This is a genomic window from Brenneria nigrifluens DSM 30175 = ATCC 13028 (assembly GCF_005484965.1).
GTDB lineage: Bacteria > Pseudomonadota > Gammaproteobacteria > Enterobacterales > Enterobacteriaceae > Brenneria > Brenneria nigrifluens.
This window is the reverse complement of record NZ_CP034036.1, coordinates 1,095,128-1,112,233: the sequence shown is the minus strand read 5'-3', so window position 1 is coordinate 1,112,233 and position 17,106 is coordinate 1,095,128. Positions and strand designations below refer to the sequence as shown.

Below are 17,106 nucleotides of genomic sequence, written 5' to 3'. Positions count from 1 at the left end.
TTATTGGTAACCACTCTTCCCGGTGCACGCCCCGCCGCATTCCATTGCGGGCAACTGCCAGCGCTGACGCTCACCGGCGACGAACTGGCTCAGACAGGCTTTACCGCCAATACCCTGTTCCGTATCAGCCAGTACCGCAACGGATTGATACTCACACGACTCGATGAGGATACCGATATCGCCGCGCTGCTGGCAGAACTCGACGGCCATGACCGCGAGGGCGCCGACTGGATACGCGAGAACGGCGAACTGACTCTGGCAGGCGACTGGCTGACCCAAAGCGGATTGCCCGGCCAGTCGTTAAATATTGAGCTAATGCCCGGTAAGATGATTATTCGGGCGGAGTTTGGGGTTATGCTGGCGTAACAATACTGACAGCTAAAAATAAAAAGCCGGAAGGATCGTTGCGATCGCCTCCGGTTTTTATTTAACTAATAAATGCTAACTATATTTTTCACATTCATTTTGCAGATCAGTCAATAATTTGTCTGCGCTAACAATGGGTGTGTCAGTTGTTGATGGAACCATAAAAACACCTATATTAATATTACTCTCTAACAAATCAGGCAATAACTCATCAAATATATAATCCAGTTCAATTTCTTTCGCTTTATAGTTAGACCATGTATCTACGGCACACAACTCGGCATACTCTTTAGCCGACCATAACATAATAAAATCATTACCGTTATCATCACTACTTAAAGCAAAACCTTCATCATCAAGTACCCACGCAGATTCGTTATCAGCAACTCTTTTAATAAAATAGACATATCTATCTTCATTACTTTTTTTAGACATCGCCTCTATTTCTTTAGCAGAGATTTTCATTGTTTTTTCCCCTTACAGGCTTTCTTACCCTTACCACTTGCTCCAGGTTTATTTTTCTTACCGCGGCCATCATATTTATGCTGCCGTTTATGAAGGTCTGTATGTTGTGGATCAGAATATTCATAACCATAACCTTTCGCTGATTCATATCCACGCCAGTGAGCTAATTGATAGCCAGGGGGATTTCGGATATTGGTTCTCTGCCCTCTGGCAATAGAATTCTGTTCTTGCTTTATCCAACCACGAACATGGCTAGGCTGTTTCGGATCATTAGCAAGCTCTTTTAATCGAGCTTGCTTTCCTGCTCGGCCAGTAGATAGGCCTAAAGGATCAACCCACTCTAATGGATTATGTACATAGGAATATGGGCCAAACCCACCATCCAGCCCTATCGGATCCGGCGAGATATACTGTCCGCTCTCCGCATCATAATAACGATGCCGGTTATAGTAAAGCCCCGTTTCCGCATCGTATAACTGCCCCTGATAGCGCAGTTCGCAGTACACCTCCTCGTTCGCCGCATCGCCCAGATAGCGCCGCAGCCTTATCGGTAACCGCTCTTCCCGGTGTGCGCCCCACAATCCCTGCTCGCCGCGCCAGTGGACTTCCCCCTCCTCGCTGCACAACTCCCGCGCCGTTCCCGTCAGGTCCGTCACGATATAGTGAAGTTGCGTCTGCCCCGCTTTCGACTCCACCTGCGCCAGCGGACGGAAACTCCCCGGCTCATATACCCACTGCACTTCCCGCCCCGCCGTGCCGTCCGCCAGGTACTGCCGCTGTCCCACCAACTGGTCGCCGTCCCACCGGTACGCCACCCGCGCTACCGCCTGCGCCGATTCAACCTGACCCTCGCGCACCTTGCTTATCCGGCGACCAAACGCATCATAACGATAGCGCCAGCGCGCCCCGTCCGGCAACAGTACCCGCACCAGGCGGTCCTGCACGTCCCACTCGAAACGCGTTTCCTTCGGTCGAAAGCCGGGGCGCGCCTCCCGCTTCACCGCCAGACGCCCACAGTCGTCATAACGGTACTGCGCATAACCCCGTTCTACCATCCGCCCCGCCGCATCATACCGCGACGACCACTGCGCCACCGCCTCCTTCACCGACAGCGCCTCGCCCATCCCCGGCGCTATCCGGGAGATTTCACACAGGTTTTGTTCCGAGTCGTAACCAAACAGCCTGGCCTGACGCCGACGGCCCTGCTCGCGACGCTCCGCCGTTACCTGACCCGCGCCGTTCAAACGGAACGCCTGCTCGCCCCAGTGGCTGTCGCTGATACCCGTCAGCCGGTCCAGCACGTCGTACTGATAGCGCCGCTCCAGCACATCGTTTACCCGGCCGTCCGCCCCCTCCAGCGCCTGACGCTGCAACAGCCCCGTCGGGCTCCACTCCTGACGCAGCGCAAAACCGGCGCCGTTGCTGCGGCGCTGCTCCTCGCCCGCGTCCGTATGGCTGAACGTCAGCGGCTGATGCGAACCGATACCCAGCGACGACAGCTGCCCCGACGACCAGGCCAGCTGCAACGGCGCCAGAATACCCTCCACCGCCGCGCGCTGCCCGCCCGCGTCGTAACCGCTGGCGACCGCCTCGCCGTTAACCGTTTCGCTCACCACCTGACCGGCGCGGTTGTAGACATACTCCACCACCGCATCCGGACCGGCCGCCTTAACCAGCCGGCCGGCAATGTCGTATTCCAGCGTGGTGACGCCTTCGGTCTCGCCGCCCGCTTTCAGGGTCGTGACCGCCGTCACGCGTCCCGCCGCATCATGCCCATAGCGTATCGCGCTGCCGTCCGGCGCCGTGCGACTCGCCAACCGCCCCGCGATATCATAACCGTAACGGTACACCCGACCGTCGTAATGCCGCTCCTCGCTCAGTCGACCGCTGGTATCAAACACATACAGCCACTCCTGTCCCTGGCTGTTGGTCACCCCGGCGAACTCCGCCTCGGCGTTGTAGTGGTAGCGTACCGTCGCCCCCAGCGGGTCGGTGGCTTCCAGCAGGTTGTCGAACGCGCCGTAGCGGAACTGGTAACGCTGTCCCAACGCGTCGGTGACGGCGGTCAGATTGCCTTCCACATCGTAACCGAAACGCGTTTCGCTGCCGTCCTCGTAAATCACTTTTGACGGCGCCTCTCGTCCCCCTTCGTATTCCCAGCGGCGAACCTGCGCGCCTTGCTCATGGGCGATATGCCGTTCCGTCAGGCGATCGTGCTCGTCATAGACAAACGTCACCGGCGGCGCGTTGTCACGCTCAAGACCGCTCAGCAGCCCGCGCGCATTGTAGTGATAGCGTTGCAGCACCCCGTCCGGGCCAATCAGCGTCGCCAGTTCTCCTGCCGCGTTATAACTATGCAGCCACTCCCGGCCTTCAGGATCGTTCACTTCCAGCAGTTGGCCGACGGCATTACGCTGGTAGCGCCACACGCTTCCCAGCGGGTCGGTGTAGGCCAGCAGTTGACCTTCATCATCGTAGTCGTAGCAGTGCGTCGCCCCGTCCGGCAACGTCACCTCCGTTACCTGCCCCCAGTCGTTACGCCGGTATTCCGTGCGGTTGCCCAGCGGATCAATCTCCGCCGCCAGTTGGTTGTTTACCCATTCGAAGCGGGTTTCCCCTCCGTCCGGCGTTCGCCGCAGCAGAATATTATTACGCTCATCGCGTACATAGCCGATCACCCCGCCAAAACCACTGTGATAATGGCTGGTCAGGTTGTCGTCGTCATACTGAAAACGTCCCGGCCAATAACCTTCGGACGTTCTGTCACATACCGCCCGCCCCTTTTCGTCGTAGTCATGCTCGACCCAGGTGTGAGCCAGATCGGACCAGCGCAGCAGCCAGCCTTCGGGCGAGTAGGCGTAATCAAAATTATGACCTTCGCCGGCGCGAACGCTCAGCAGGTGGCCCTGCGAGTCATAGGTATAGCTGGCCAGGGTTTTCAGCGGCTGGCGATGAATATCGCACAACGTCAGTTTGATAATCCGTCGATGCGCGCTTTCCACATGCACCAGACGGCCATCGGGCAACGTAATCCAACACAGTTTGCTACGATCCCACAACAGCGATAAGCGATTTCCCGACTTATCCTCGATCGCCGTCAGACAGAGTTGCAGACCAAGTGCATGGTCGAACCGGTAGCGTAACCCATCCACATTCTGCAACAGCAGTTGTCCCTGCTGACGGCTTAGCCGCCATTCGGGATTAGACGCTGAACGACTGGACTCGCCCTCCGCCGGCAGGACGAATATAGCCCGGTTGAACTCGCCGTCCGTCAGCGTCACGATCCCGCGGTCCAACTCCAGACACATATCCCAGTTGCTACGCCACAGCGTACCCAGCAAACCCGGCTTACGCTCTCCGCCAGAGCGGTAATAGCGTTTTATGGCTAATGGTAAAACGCCGGCCAGTCGGAAATCGGTACGCCAGTCCACCACGTAGCCGGTGGCCATATCTACGGGTTCCCCCTGGCTCTGGCATTTACCTGATGTGGCGCAGGTGGTTTCATCCATTTTGTCGGCTTTGTTTTGTTGCTCCGCGGCATCGGGCCGCTCATCCTTATTACGACCGGCGTTAACATTATTCGCCGCTTCCGGCGCAGATTTATTTTCTTTCTTAGCGGTATCTTTTGACTGGTTTTTTTCTGCGCCGCTATCGGCTTTTGCCTCTGTCGGCTTGCTGCCGGATGCCGCTCCGCCCTGTTCAGGTTTGGTGGATGAGGTATGAGTGGCGGTTGGCGTTTCTGCCGTCGCGTGGGGTTTGGGCGCCTCGACTGTTTTGGCAAACGCGCCTTTGGAACGGGGAGTGCCGGGAACGCGTGTCACGATAAGAGGAATGAAATTATCAAACTCCTTCTCAAGCATCGCTATCGCTTTATCGTAACCTTTAACCAGTTGGTCCAGGTAATGAACCATCTTGCTGAACCGATCTTTCATCAAGGCGACAATCCAGCCATCCTTATCAGACGCTTTCATCGCCGTCGTCAATGCCTCCCGCATCGTCACCAGCATCGCTTTGCCTTTCTGACCATACTCTTGCAGTAAGCCACGCAGTTTGGCGACGCCTTTCACCAGATTGCCGTCCGACAGGTTACGGATGGTTTTGATGGCAAACCGCACCGCCTCGGGCGATGATGAATTTTTCAACGCCTTCAGGATGGCCCGGCCGCATACCTTGAGCGCATCCCCTAATCCTGGAACCACGCCGATTACGCACAGCACGCCATCCGCCAGATGCAACTGTTCATCCATAAGGGCGGGCTTTTTATAGGTTCGCCAGCACCAGTCGCCGATGGAATAAACGTCCAGCGCCTGTCCTACCACCGGGGTACATCCCAGGATGACTTCACAAAACATCATGAGCGCGGCATTATCATCCTCTCCCGTATCCGCTACCTCTGCCGCCAGGCTATGATGGATTTTGTTGATAGCCTGCTTCAGTTGACGGCTGCCGTGGTTAATCTGTTCATCCAACTCCCAGAACCGCTTGTAGGACTTATAGTATTCGTCCGGTATTGACGTTAATAACCCTGCGCCGTCCACATCCACGTGCCGGTCGCTGCTATCATCGGCGTCATAGGTGACCAATCCCTGCTTGCGCAGGAGAAGGAACAGGGTGAAATACTCGCCGGCCAGCGCGGCGTAGACGGGATTAGACTGTAAAACCGGGTTGTTTTGAATGGTTTCCTGCGGTTTGAACTCATCCGATCCCTCTTCCAGCATCAGCTCAAAAGCGTTGCAGCCCATGTCATAGATAAAACAGAGGCCATTGGCATCGGTTTGCCCATGAATCTCGGTTTTATTGCTGTCGATAAGGACAAATGGCGCATTGGGAACCGGCTTGCCGGAATCGTAATGGTAGTGAATCAGCACTTCGCAGCCGCATTCGACGCAGCCGCCGGAGATTTTTCTATCCGTGCTAAAGTTGCGGCTTGCGGCCGCCTCACTGGAGAGCAACGTCGCCTGTTTATTTTCACTCATGAAATTGCATCCTTTTTATGCTTTATCCAGTTGGCCAACCGCCGCCTGATACAAACGATCCATACGGTTTTGCGTGCCGATATTTTCCGGCTGCACCATAATGCGCTGCGCCCAGGGTTGCAGGATAAAATCAGGGGCCAGTTCGGTCGCCAGCGCCAGCCAGCGCACAATGTCCCGATCGTTGTTAAAACCGTTAAGCCGGGCCTGTTCCGTTTGCTGACGCGTAAAGACCAGCAAGCGCTCATCGTCGTCCTGCCAGTGCGGGTGATGTGAGCGCAGGTGCGCCATATAGCGCTCCAGCACCTGATGTTCCGACGGCGCCATAATGGCCTGCCATTGCCGATCGCTCAGTTGGCGCGGCAGCCTGTCCGATATGGCATGTGGTTCGCGGGTAACAAGGCTTAAGGTCTGCACCGTGCCAGTAGGTGAGATATCGCAGAAGCGGGCGATGGGACCATATAGCGCACAGGCTTCCTGAGCACTGCTGGCCGACAGCAATTGACTGACGACCAGCCAGTCACTGATACGAAAGATGGCGTCTTCTCCCGCGGGCGATATGACCAGACTCCAATTTCTCAGGTGCTTCATGACCTCAAGCAACTGGTCAAGCGGGGAATAGGCCTGCATAAACCAAGCCAGTTGCATCCCCAGTCCCCAGCCATCCTGAGTCAGGATATGCTCCCGCACCTGCGCCCAGTTGGCGGCGTGAACCGGGATACAGTAGGGGGATACCGCTGCGTGTATTCGCCCGGTTTCCCCCCAATATAATCGGGTCTGTTCCAGGCTGCCGCCCCAGCGCTCCGCCAGCCATGGCACGGCGTCATTCAACGCGGCTTCCGCGACAATAAAACAACCCCCCTGAGCAATACGCGTTTGCCAGGCGGCATCATCTTCCGATTTCTGATCCAGAAAAGACTGAGACACACTCACCGGATGACCTCCGAAATGTCAGGTAATTCTCCCCGCATCCAGCCGGGGCGATGATAATGAAGACGCACGCTCTCGATGCGCTCAGATGCGGATTTAAAGATCCGAATGCTGTCGCCGAGCGAGTGATGTTCGATAAGATGAATAAATACCGGATGTTGGAAAAACTCGCTGCCCAAGACCCAGCGATGAGCCGACCAGGCTTCACACTCAGCTTCGGTTGCCTGGGGATATCGCGCTTTTGCCAGTTCAATACCGCTGATAAAGCGGCTTTTGACCACCTCAATATCCAGCGGAAAAAAATATAACGTGCCGGCAAACAAAAATAATTCATTCGCCAGCCGATGCAGTCGGTTGTTATCGGCGAGCAGATAAAACTGGTAACGGGTCAGTTGAATCTGATAATCAGGGGGCGTCTCCCCCCCTTTTTCCCGTTCAATCAGTAACTGATACCGCCCCTGCTCATCGTCAGGTAGCGGCAGATACAGGTTGTTAAGCGATCCCAGAAAATCCGTTTGGGCATCGCCGTCGAGAGTCCGCCACCAGGGCAACAACACCTCCGGCGCGTAGCTGCGCATCAGCACGAGGTCGCCGTCCGGCCAAAGACAAGTAATGCGTTGCTGCCAATGGGCAACCACCTGCCGAAGAGACAGATCGCCGTTCATCAGTATGACGCCATGATGCGTTGCAGGTTGCGTATCAACCAGCCAGTGCAGCAGTGTCTCCCCCGGTCCGCCCTGCTCGACTTTTACCACAATAGGCGCCCAGGCTTGCCAGTCCGCAGCCTGCTTGTCAAAACGTAGCGCTTGCCATAAATCGATTGCCGCAGGTTGAAACGCCCGCCAGAATTGCGGCAAGTCCGGATAATTCATCAGGTCAATAATGGCGTACAGGGGTAAAGTATGGCGCTGACTGATTTCAAACAGAGAATAACCGTTTGTCATCATCGATATGTGCCTGTGTGTTATTTAACTGATTTTTGTTAAAAACAAATAAAATAGACGCGAGAATAAAAAAACATATAAACAATAAAAATTAATCGGATATTTAATTAATAACCGATTAATCTCAATTAATTATTTATGAAAAACCATCACTATAATGCAGAAGAAATATATTCCTGACGACAGGCGGTTAACAGCGGCAGACAGGCCACTAGCAGTTTGAGCCAACGCCTCAAAGCGGTTCCCCTTTTGCCCGGCGTTCTCTTACCTCGGCCGGAGACAACGGCGGAAATTTAACGCCGCGTTGCTGTAATAGCTGTTTGACTTTTAACGCCCAGGGATATTGGGGGGATTCCGAGGATATAATTGATAGACTGTCTTCTACCGAAAAAGCTAAATCACTACCTGTATCATCATAAATAGTGATATCGGCGCCTTGTTCAATCAGCCAATAAACGATTTCATATTCATCCAGATAAGCGGCATAAAGCGCGCTATTTCGTCCTGGACCGTCTTTTAAATTTATATCAGCTCCACGTTCTACCAATAATTTAATATCCGCCCAGCGTTCTTCACCGATGGCATTAAACAAAGCAGGAACCTTATTGTGATCTAATGAATTAGGGTCACCACCAGCATCAAGCATCATTCTAAGCCACTCTGGTGACTTAGCACCTGAAACCATATTCACTGCGGTATTACCATGACCGGTTCTAAAATTGGGATCGGCCCCCAATTTTAACGCCAGCTTTGCGCCAGCCTGATCTTTCTCCATGACCAGCCACAATAAGGGCGTAATCCCTTCCTTTCCCTGCACATTCAAATCCAGCCCTGTCTGCGTTATCTGCTGTTGGGCCGCCGTTTCATTCCCTTTACGGATAGTCGCCAACAATTTCACCATCGGTGGCTCAAAAAACTCGCTGGCCTGCATACTGCGTCCTCCTGCCTGACAGGCGGTTAACAGCGACAGACAGGCCACTAGTAGTTTGAACCAACGCCTCAAAGCGGTTCCCCTTTTGCCCGGCGTTCTCTTACCTCGGCAGGAGACAACGGCGGAAATTTAACGCCGCGTTGCTGTAATAGCTGTTTTACTTTTAACGCCCAAGTATATTGAGGAGATTGGGGAGACATAGTTGCTAGGCTGTCTTCTACTGAAAAGGCTAAATCACTGCCTGTACGATCACGAATAGTGGTATCTGCGCCCTGTTCAATCAACCAATACACAATATCATATAGATCAAGATAGGCTGCATAGTGAGCACTATTCCTTTTTTGCCCATCTTCCAAATTTACATCCGCTCCTCGTTCTACCAACAACTTAATATCCGACCAACGCTCTTCATTAATCGCACTGAATATTGCTGGTTGATCAAGGCGGCCTATAGAATTAGGATCCCCTCCTGCATCCAATACTATGCGTAGCCAGTCGGGATCCCTTACTCCAGATACCCGGTTTACTATGCTGTCACCAGAGCCATCTTTATAGTTAGGATTGGCTCCCAGCTTTAATGCCAGACGCACCGCTTTCTTGTTCTGTGTTTCATAAACCAGCCACAGCAACGGGGTAATTCCTTCTTTTCCCTGAATATTCAGGTCCAGCCCCTGCGACAGTTGCCGCTGGGCGGCGGCTTCATCTCCGTTGCGGATACTTTGCAATAGCGCTGCCATCGGCGGTTCAAATAGCTCACTGGCTTGCATACTGCGTCCTCCTGCCTGACAGGCGGTTAAAAAACCCAGAATAACTATCACTACCCATTTTAAACGTGCCAACCATTGCATTATGCCCCCTTAAGTACGCTGGTAATTTTGCCGATATCGTCCTTTTTCTGACTTTCAATACCGGCGATTACCTGATCCATGCCATGACGGGCCAGCGGTGAACCGCCGGAAGCCGGCAGTGACTGCATGGCGCCCGCCGCTTTTGGCAGAGCGCCGCCCAACAGCGTCGCCGCTCCCACTATGCCACCAATTGCCGCCCCAGCCGAACCGCCGATTAACGCCCCGGCGCCGGATAATAGCCCTGGCACCATTGCCTTGCCATAACCTTGCAGCATGGTTAAAATCTCACCATCTACCGCCTGAGTGGTAATCAATGGGTTAATTTTAGCAAGATCGGCTCCCCCGGCCCGAAGCGTAGTATTCGTATGCAGACCTGCCGCATTAAAGGTATAGCCGGTTAACCCACTCTTACCCACGCCCGCCGATGCCAACCCTCCCCCTAACGAGTGTCCGACAATGACAGGGGCTGGAGAAATCGCCCTCTTCACCTGTTTAGCTAAATCCATTGCTTGCTTATATTGAGCAGTTTCCAAACCCGCACCTTGTCCGGCATTGGTCAACCAGTCCTTCGCGCCGGTTACCGCATTATTGGTACCACGATAGGTCAGCATGGTCTCGCCATTAATGGCCGATTTAAATAATGCTGCCCCAAATCCTGAATCCGGATCCATAAACTTTGCTCCGCTAAGCTCAGGAATTTTCTCACCATCCAAAAGCGCCAACCCCACCGGCGCCTTAGGCAGCGCCGCCAGCACGCCGCGCCGAAACTCATCCACCGGATAAACATACTGCGCCGCTTCGGCCCGCAAGATACTGTCGTTATTAAACGCCAGCCGTTTTGCCGCATCCGCCAGTCCCGGCAGCGTGGCCGCTTCCGTCGCGAGTTTGGCGCGCGCCAGATAGCGCTCCTTACGTTGGGCAAGGGTAAGCAGTTCGTCAAGCACCGGCAACTCGGCGGTTTGCGCCCACTCCATCAGGGTCGGCAATAGCATCGGCGTTAACGCCAGCAGCGGCGCCCGACTTTTGGCGGACTGCTCGGCGCAGGGTTTAACCGGGGACTGATAGGGAGTATCGCCAATAATAACATCGCCGCTGCCCGCGGCCACCGAACCGCCGCAGCCGATGGCGTCCCCCACCCGCGCGGCCAGCTTTCCATTGATGATAACATTGCCGGAGCCGGCGGAAATCGCCCGATTATGTACGCCGTGCGGCATATTGGGGCACGGACAGGCATGCAGCAACACCGCATCGCCTTTGCGGGCGGCGGGTTTGCCATTGATTATCACGTCGCCGCTGCCTTCGGTTATCGGGGTTGCCGGGAAACAACCGTGACCCGCACAGCTGTCTCCCAAACGTGCAGCACTTGGCATAGTCTCTCCTTAACGCCTGTCCGGCGCGTCCGGCAGCGTAGGTTTGGCGGGTTCATCCGGCGTAATGGAAACCGGGGCGCTCCCGGCTCCCGGCGCGCCGCCATCATTGATTTTCACCACCGTTCCGGAAATGGTGACGCCTGCGCCATCAATCTTGATAAAACCGCCAGGCGCTTTGATGGTCAATGCCTGACCCGCTTCCAGCACAATGTCCGCCGCTTTCAGGTAGCTGTCGGTATTCACCAGAATGTGCTGATGCGCTCCGATCAGGGTTTCTTCCGAGCCGGACAGCGTGGTCTGACGACTCCCTTCGATCTGGGTGATTTCGCCGCCGCCGATAAAGCGTTTTAATGAGGCGGCAATCTTCTGGACAAAATTACGTCCGATAGACTGATGGTGATCCTGACCTATCTGCTCAAAATCATCCTGCCCAACAGTACGGTGACGGTGGCGATCCACCCGCTGGAACTGATCCTGCGCCACGCTGAGATGCTGGTCCAAACCGACGCTTTGGCGGTGGATATTATTGATCACCGCGTCCATGTCTTTTTGAGCATGCAGATAAATCTGTTCACGCGTGGCTTCATCTTCAAAGCGCAGTTCGTTAAAACCACTGCCTTTATGCGTGTCGGTGCGCAGCGTGGTGCGCGTTTTATGCTCCGGCAACACATAAGGCGTCGGATTGGTGGCATGGAACGTCCGCCCCGTCACTATCGGCTGGTCCGGGTCGCCCTCCAGAAAGCTCACTATCACCTCATGCCCGATGCGCGGGATGGCTATCAGACCGTACTGGCCTCCCGCCCACCCCTGGCTTACCCGCACCCAGCACGAACTCTGGTCGTCGCTCGCCCCGTAGCGGTCCCACGGAAACTGCAGTTTCACCCGCCCGTACAGGTCGCAGTAGATTTCTTCTCCCGCCGGGCCCACCACCGTCGCTATCTGCGGACCGTCCACCATCGGCTTGTGCGCCATCTCCGTCCGCCACGTCGTGCTGCCCTTCACCACGCTGAAACTGTTGCTCAGCGTCGTCGGCTCGCCGCCGCTTTCCTCTTCCAGCGCCTGCGGCTGTTGCCCGCTATGCGTGATGTTCACTATCTGCCAGGCGATATTCAGCGCCGCGTTCGGGTGCTCCGTAAGCGGGAACGCGCTGCCCGGCATCAGCCCCGCGCAGTTCGATTCGCCCCCGCCCGTTACCGCGCCGGCGCGCAGCGCGTCCAGACGGTAGCCGGTAAAGGATTTCCCGCTCGGGTCCTGCTTGAAGCGCCCCGGATAGTCGTAGTGCTGGTAGCTCTCCCGCTGGTGCGCCAGCTCGCTGCCCTGTTTGCTGTGCAGCAGCCCGTACGCCGGGGTCTTGAAGCTGTAGTCCTTTAGCGCCACCTCCGCCGTGCTCACCCGCTCCGCATAGTGGAAACGCCGCACATACGCCCCTTCCGACAGCCCCTGATTCGCCAGGTTGAAGAACAGCCCCGGTCCCTTACCCAGCGCCCCGGCGTCGTCGGCAAACACCACCCGGTGCTTCCCTTCCTCATATTCATGGAAGAAAAACATCCCCTCTTCCGCCGCCAGCCGGCTGACGAACGCCAGGTCGCTCTCCCGGTACTGCACGCAATATTCCCGCTGCCCATGGTCGTGGCGCAGCGCAAACGCGTAATCGGTTATCCCGGCTTCCTCCAGCAGCGTGCCGATAATCGCTTGCGGCTTCTGCGCCTGAAATATCCGCGCGTTGGTGCGCAGCCCCAGCCGCCACAGCGCCGGCCGCACCTCCGCCTGATAACGCGTGCGCCGAAAGCCGGTGTCGCCCTGGCTGAAGGCGCTGACGATGCCGCTCACCCGCCGTTGCAGTTCCCCCTCGTACCACACCAGCAGTTCGCACGGCTGGTCCAGCACCGCGCCGAAATCCACATCCGGCAGCGCGCTCGCCAGATTCAGCGCCAGGCTGAACGGCCGGTTCAACCCTTCGTCCAGCCTGAAATCCACCACCGCGAACGTGCTCGCCGGCAGCGCGCCGAGCGTCACGGTGAACTGTAGTCCCGTACTGTTTGCCACCTTGTACCTCCTCCCTCCGCCATGGCTACCGCACGCCCCGTTACCGCCCGGTGCGACATGCAACTACCCTGATGAAAAATAAAACGCCCGTGTTGCGGTCTGGGTCCGCCCACACCGCAGCACACGCAAAAAACCCGGGCAAGCCCGGGTTAAAGAGGGATTAGGCTTCCACCGGCGCGCGCCAGTCGTCAGAGCCTGACGTCCCGGCCACCGTGTGCTCCCAGTCGATTTTGCGGTACGCCACGGACACCTGAATCAGCTGGGTGAAATCCGCCTTGGACGGGTCCTGGCAGTGCGGCATCTGGCAGTCGATATCCACGATGGTGGCGTCGGTCAGCACCGTGGAGAAGAAGTGCTCCTGCTTGCCTTCCACCGAGGTGCGATACCATTTCAGGGTCACGGTCGGCAGCATTTCGCCGGAGGCCAGGGCGTTGTACAGCAGCGGGACCGCCTTGTTCAGCGCCACGGTGAACTTGAACGGCTTGTGAACGCGCTGGCCGGAGGGCTGGCCGGACTGCGGGTCGGTGGGAACGGTCACCACGTGCTGGAATTCCTGCACCAGCATTTCGTCTTCGTGGCCCTGCACGTAGATATTGCCGACCGAATCGGAAGTGAAGGCGCCGGCGGTGATATTGCCCTGGGTTTTGCCTTCGATGCTGATATAACATGGGGTTGGCATGGTCTTGCTCCTTGTTGATTAAAACGGGTTATTGAACATGTGTTTGGTTGCACCTGCTCTGTATAGCAATGACCATGCCAACTTTTATCTATCTGTTTTTAAAGGTAATTTCCTTAAGTAAAACCATCCCTAAGTGAAATTTGAGCAAGAAGTTGCGCAGACTGCGCATTTCGTTTGCAAACATTGCGCAAACAGGGATTTATGCTGGAAAGTGAGCAAGAAATTGCGCAGATTTTGCAGTTGTTCTGATAGTTTGATTTAGGGTTGATTAAAGCCAAAGAAAACAACGGCAATGACGATTAATTTATTAAGAATCAATAGTCAAAATCTTTTTATAACGCTCGACAGGCTGACGGATAAAGTGGCAACCACGCCACGTCAGCATGCGATATCGCACATACCGCAATGAAAATTTGCGGCTCTATACCCTAAATAATTCGAGTTGCAGGAAGGCGGCGACGCAACGAATCCCCGGGAGCTTACACCAGTAAGTGACCGGGGTGAGTGAGGAAAGCCAACGCACCTGCAGCTTGAAGTATGACGGGTATAAACGTAAAAAAGCGGGTGTTGCATCACGCAACACCCGCTGGTAGATCTCCCGATAACCGCGTATCGGAAATGGATGATTTATATCTGCACGCGCCTTAAAAACTCGTCGGGAAAATTATTCCGTTTTCCCGGATGACCAATGCATGGCAAGCCGCTGCCCGGCTTTGATTTCATCAGGCTGCATGGTCGCTTCAAGATCGTTACGGGCGTGGATCGCCTCCGGCATACCTTCCGTCGCCGCCATCGAATACCAGGCGTAGGCATGAATACGGTTACGGGATGCGCCCAGACCATCCTGACGCATGATGCCCATGCGATATTGCGCCATCAGATTGCCGGCGTGAGCGGCCAGCCGATACTGTTTCAATGCTTCCGCATTGTCGGTTTTGCCGCCCTGCCCCCACCTCAGCATTTCGCCATACGCCAGTCGGGATTCAGTATCCCCCGCCGCTGCCGCTTTCGCGTACTCTTCACGGGCACGGCTTAATTCATCACGGTTGAACAGCCATTCGCCCAATTCACGCTGGGCACGGATATACCCGGCGGACGATGCCTGTAGCAGATAGCGTTCGCGCCGTTCATTGTCCGTTTGCGCCAGACTGAGCAAATAGTTCGCCTCACCCGATCCGCCAGCGGCGGCGCGCTCCAGCCAGTAACGCGCCTTTTGCTCATCCTGCGCTAGCCATTCGCCGGCCTGGTATGCCTTACCCAGCCACAGCTGCGCCTGCGCGTCGCCCGATAACGCCGCTTTCTGATACCAGTCCAGCGCGTTTTTGCCCTCTTCATGACCGGCCATCCACAACTGCGCCTTTGCCTGTCCCAACTCCGCGGCGCGAAAATACCAGCGTTCAGCCAGATCGCGACGTATGACGACGCCTTTTCCTTGTTCATAGCGCAACGCCAGTTGGTATTGCGCATCCCGGTTGCCCTGATCCGCCGCCTTCTGCAACCACGCGACCGCATCCGCTTCGCCGCCGGAACGCGTAGCGTGCCACTGGGCGACCACCAGTTGCGCCGGCGCATAGTCATTCGACGCCGCCGTTTCAAATGCATCAATGCATTCCGCCGCCAGTTTGCCCTGGTTCCGAGCCTGGCAATCCATCCCCAGCCGATAGCCCGCCTCGCCGTTACCCAGCCGTGAAGATAGCGTCCACCACCGGCGGGCCTGCGGGCCGTTTTTCGGCTCACCCAATCCGGCCTGATACCAATCCCCCACCTGTAACGCCGCTGCCGCGCGGGTTTCCCGCTTAGCGGCGGGCTGCGACCGTTCCGCCGCCTGCCGCATCCAGCGCATGGCGTCGGCATACTGTGAGCGGGCGGCCAATTGGTTAGCCAATTGATATTGCGCCTCGCCATTACCCCGGTTGGCCGCATTTAGCAGTTCCGCTTCCGACATGGAGGAAAGCGGCGTCTGGCACGACGCCAGCCAGCATACCGACAGCGCCGCCAATAATTTTTCGTATTTCATCATGTTGTTGCCGTTAACCATTATTTATCGCCGTCATTGCGGGAATATCGCCTGCCGGAATTCGGCCTCAACTGCCGCTATCGCCCTGCTGCAACCGGTAAAGACGGATATTGAACGCACGCAGTTCATCCTCCATATTGCGCAGTTCCGCCGGCGTCGGCGGTTGACTGGCGCGCTTACGCTCTTCCAGCGCACGCAGACGCAAACTGAACGGCACATCCGCCAGCAGATCTTTCTGCATGTCGTAGAGTTTTGACTTCAGGTAGGAAATGGTGACGGTACGGCGCTGACGCTCAATTTCCAGCAGTTGTCGCAGCGTGTCGTCGACTCTGGCTTGCGCCTGCTCATAGCCCTCCGCCCGCGGCTTGTCGCCCTGCTGGCGGTCGAGAGCGAGCCGCCACTGACGCTCCATCTCTTTCACCGCCAGCGAGTCCGGGTATAGCTGGCGCATTACGCCCTGCAATCCCTCGCCGTATTGATACAGAAAGAACGGCGAAGCGTTTTTTACCTGCTCCAACTGTGCCTGGTAGCGATTGATCAGTTCACCTTCCATGCCCTGTAATTGCTGCTCGCCCAATACGATGCGCACCCGGCGGATATCGTTGTGATCCGCGGCGGTCGGCAGCGCATAGGCCGGCTGTTGCAGCAGCGCCAGCGCCGCCGTTTTCTGCTGCTGCCAGTACTGCCAGCCGGCGATCGCCGCCACGGGCAACGCGCAGCTCAATAACCCGCAGACAAACCAGAACCAGGCGGGTTTCTGCTTACGATGCGTTTCAATCTTCAGTACCGTTGGTTTCATCTGTCCTTTCTCCCGTCCGACCAGAATACTGCCCGCGGGCAGCGCGGGCTGACCGCTCCCCGCGGCGCCGTCCCCCAACGCCGCGCCGGATTCCATATCCGAATGAAAGAACACCATGGGCGGGATTTGCATATCCTGCTTTTGCAGGGACTGATCGTCGGAGACCACCACAATCTCGGTTTCATCGAACAGATGGGTATAGCCCTCGATAAAATGCAGCAGATTTTCCACCCGCGGGATGCGGCTCAGCCCCGAGTTGTGCAGTTTTTCACTCATCAGTTGCAGAGCCCGTTCGCAACGATAGACCAGCCGTTTATGTTCATGGCTGATGGGATACTGGCGAATAACCTCGCTGATACGGGCGATAAACCAGTCCAGCATTTCGATGCGCGCCCGCTCCTGATGGACCGGCGGCCAGAAGTTGTCCCACTGGGTCACAATCAGGTTCGCCAGAAACTCACAGCTTTCGGTAAAGCCATTCAGCCCCGCCAGACGCGAGCGGGCCAGGGTAAAATAGATCGCCGTCTGTAAATCCACCCCTTGCTTTTCAAAGATGCTGGTCGCCATATCGTGTACCCGCCTCCAGTCCACTTCAGGACGGGAGGCGTGACTCAATTTGTTAATCTCCGCCCGTAATGCTTCATACTCGGGCAGCATCCGCGGATCCCGGCCTACCTTCAGCGCTTGTTGTGCGTCTTGCATATCACTTATCCGGCAATGGGGGCTGCCACGCCCCCT

At 56.2% G+C, this 17,106-nt stretch carries 12 protein-coding genes; 1 reads left to right on the top strand and 11 read right to left on the bottom strand.

The annotated features are described in order from the left end of the window. Positions 1-3 precede the first annotated feature (3 nt). Positions 4-366, top strand: a complete 363-nt coding sequence (locus EH206_RS05045; RefSeq protein ID WP_009111733.1) for a SymE family type I addiction module toxin — start codon at positions 4-6, stop codon at positions 364-366. A 75-nt stretch (positions 367-441) separates the two neighbouring features. On the opposite strand, the gene EH206_RS05040 is transcribed toward EH206_RS05045, so the two are convergent. From EH206_RS05040 to EH206_RS04990, 11 genes are all read right to left on the bottom strand, one after another. Further along, the gene (locus tag EH206_RS05040; RefSeq protein WP_009111732.1) at positions 442-831 is read right to left on the bottom strand and encodes a DUF2750 domain-containing protein; all 390 of its coding nucleotides are present in this window, start codon (positions 829-831) and stop codon (positions 442-444) included. Then, positions 828-5,807 (bottom strand): RHS repeat-associated core domain-containing protein, encoded by a 4,980-nt coding sequence (locus EH206_RS05035; protein ID WP_009111731.1) that lies wholly within the window; start codon positions 5,805-5,807, stop codon positions 828-830. The genes EH206_RS05040 and EH206_RS05035 overlap by 4 nt, the downstream gene beginning before the upstream one ends. 15 nt (positions 5,808-5,822) lie before the next feature. Further along, the gene (locus EH206_RS05030) at positions 5,823-6,737 is read right to left on the bottom strand and encodes a DUF4123 domain-containing protein (protein WP_009111730.1); all 915 of its coding nucleotides are present in this window, start codon (positions 6,735-6,737) and stop codon (positions 5,823-5,825) included. Then, positions 6,734-7,681, bottom strand: a complete 948-nt coding sequence (locus tag EH206_RS05025) for a DUF4123 domain-containing protein (protein ID WP_009111729.1) — start codon at positions 7,679-7,681, stop codon at positions 6,734-6,736. Before EH206_RS05025 ends, EH206_RS05030 begins: the two co-directional genes overlap by 4 nt. A gap of 229 nt (positions 7,682-7,910) precedes the next feature. After that, a complete protein-coding gene (locus EH206_RS05020) occupies positions 7,911-8,609 on the bottom strand; it encodes an ankyrin repeat domain-containing protein (RefSeq protein WP_009111728.1) in 699 nt (232 codons plus the stop codon). Between the two features lie 68 nt (positions 8,610-8,677). After that, entirely contained in the window at positions 8,678-9,457 is a 780-nt protein-coding gene (locus tag EH206_RS05015; RefSeq protein WP_009111727.1) for an ankyrin repeat domain-containing protein, read from the bottom strand. Next, complete coding sequence (locus tag EH206_RS05010) at positions 9,457-10,827, bottom strand: Tle-like phospholipase domain-containing protein (protein ID WP_009111726.1); 1,371 nt, start codon at positions 10,825-10,827, stop codon at positions 9,457-9,459. The genes EH206_RS05015 and EH206_RS05010 overlap by 1 nt, the downstream gene beginning before the upstream one ends. A gap of 9 nt (positions 10,828-10,836) precedes the next feature. Then, entirely contained in the window at positions 10,837-12,873 is a 2,037-nt protein-coding gene (locus EH206_RS05005; protein ID WP_009111725.1) for a type VI secretion system Vgr family protein, read from the bottom strand. Positions 12,874-13,033: 160 nt separating this feature from the next. Then, positions 13,034-13,552, bottom strand: a complete 519-nt coding sequence (locus EH206_RS05000) for an Hcp family type VI secretion system effector (protein ID WP_009111724.1) — start codon at positions 13,550-13,552, stop codon at positions 13,034-13,036. Between the two features lie 664 nt (positions 13,553-14,216). Beyond that, a complete protein-coding gene (locus tag EH206_RS04995) occupies positions 14,217-15,572 on the bottom strand; it encodes a tetratricopeptide repeat protein (protein WP_040343678.1) in 1,356 nt (451 codons plus the stop codon). A 64-nt stretch (positions 15,573-15,636) separates the two neighbouring features. Then, positions 15,637-17,070: a VasL domain-containing protein gene (locus EH206_RS04990; RefSeq protein ID WP_009111722.1), complete on the bottom strand. Its 1,434-nt coding sequence runs from the start codon at positions 17,068-17,070 to the stop codon at positions 15,637-15,639. Positions 17,071-17,106: the final 36 nt, after the last annotated feature.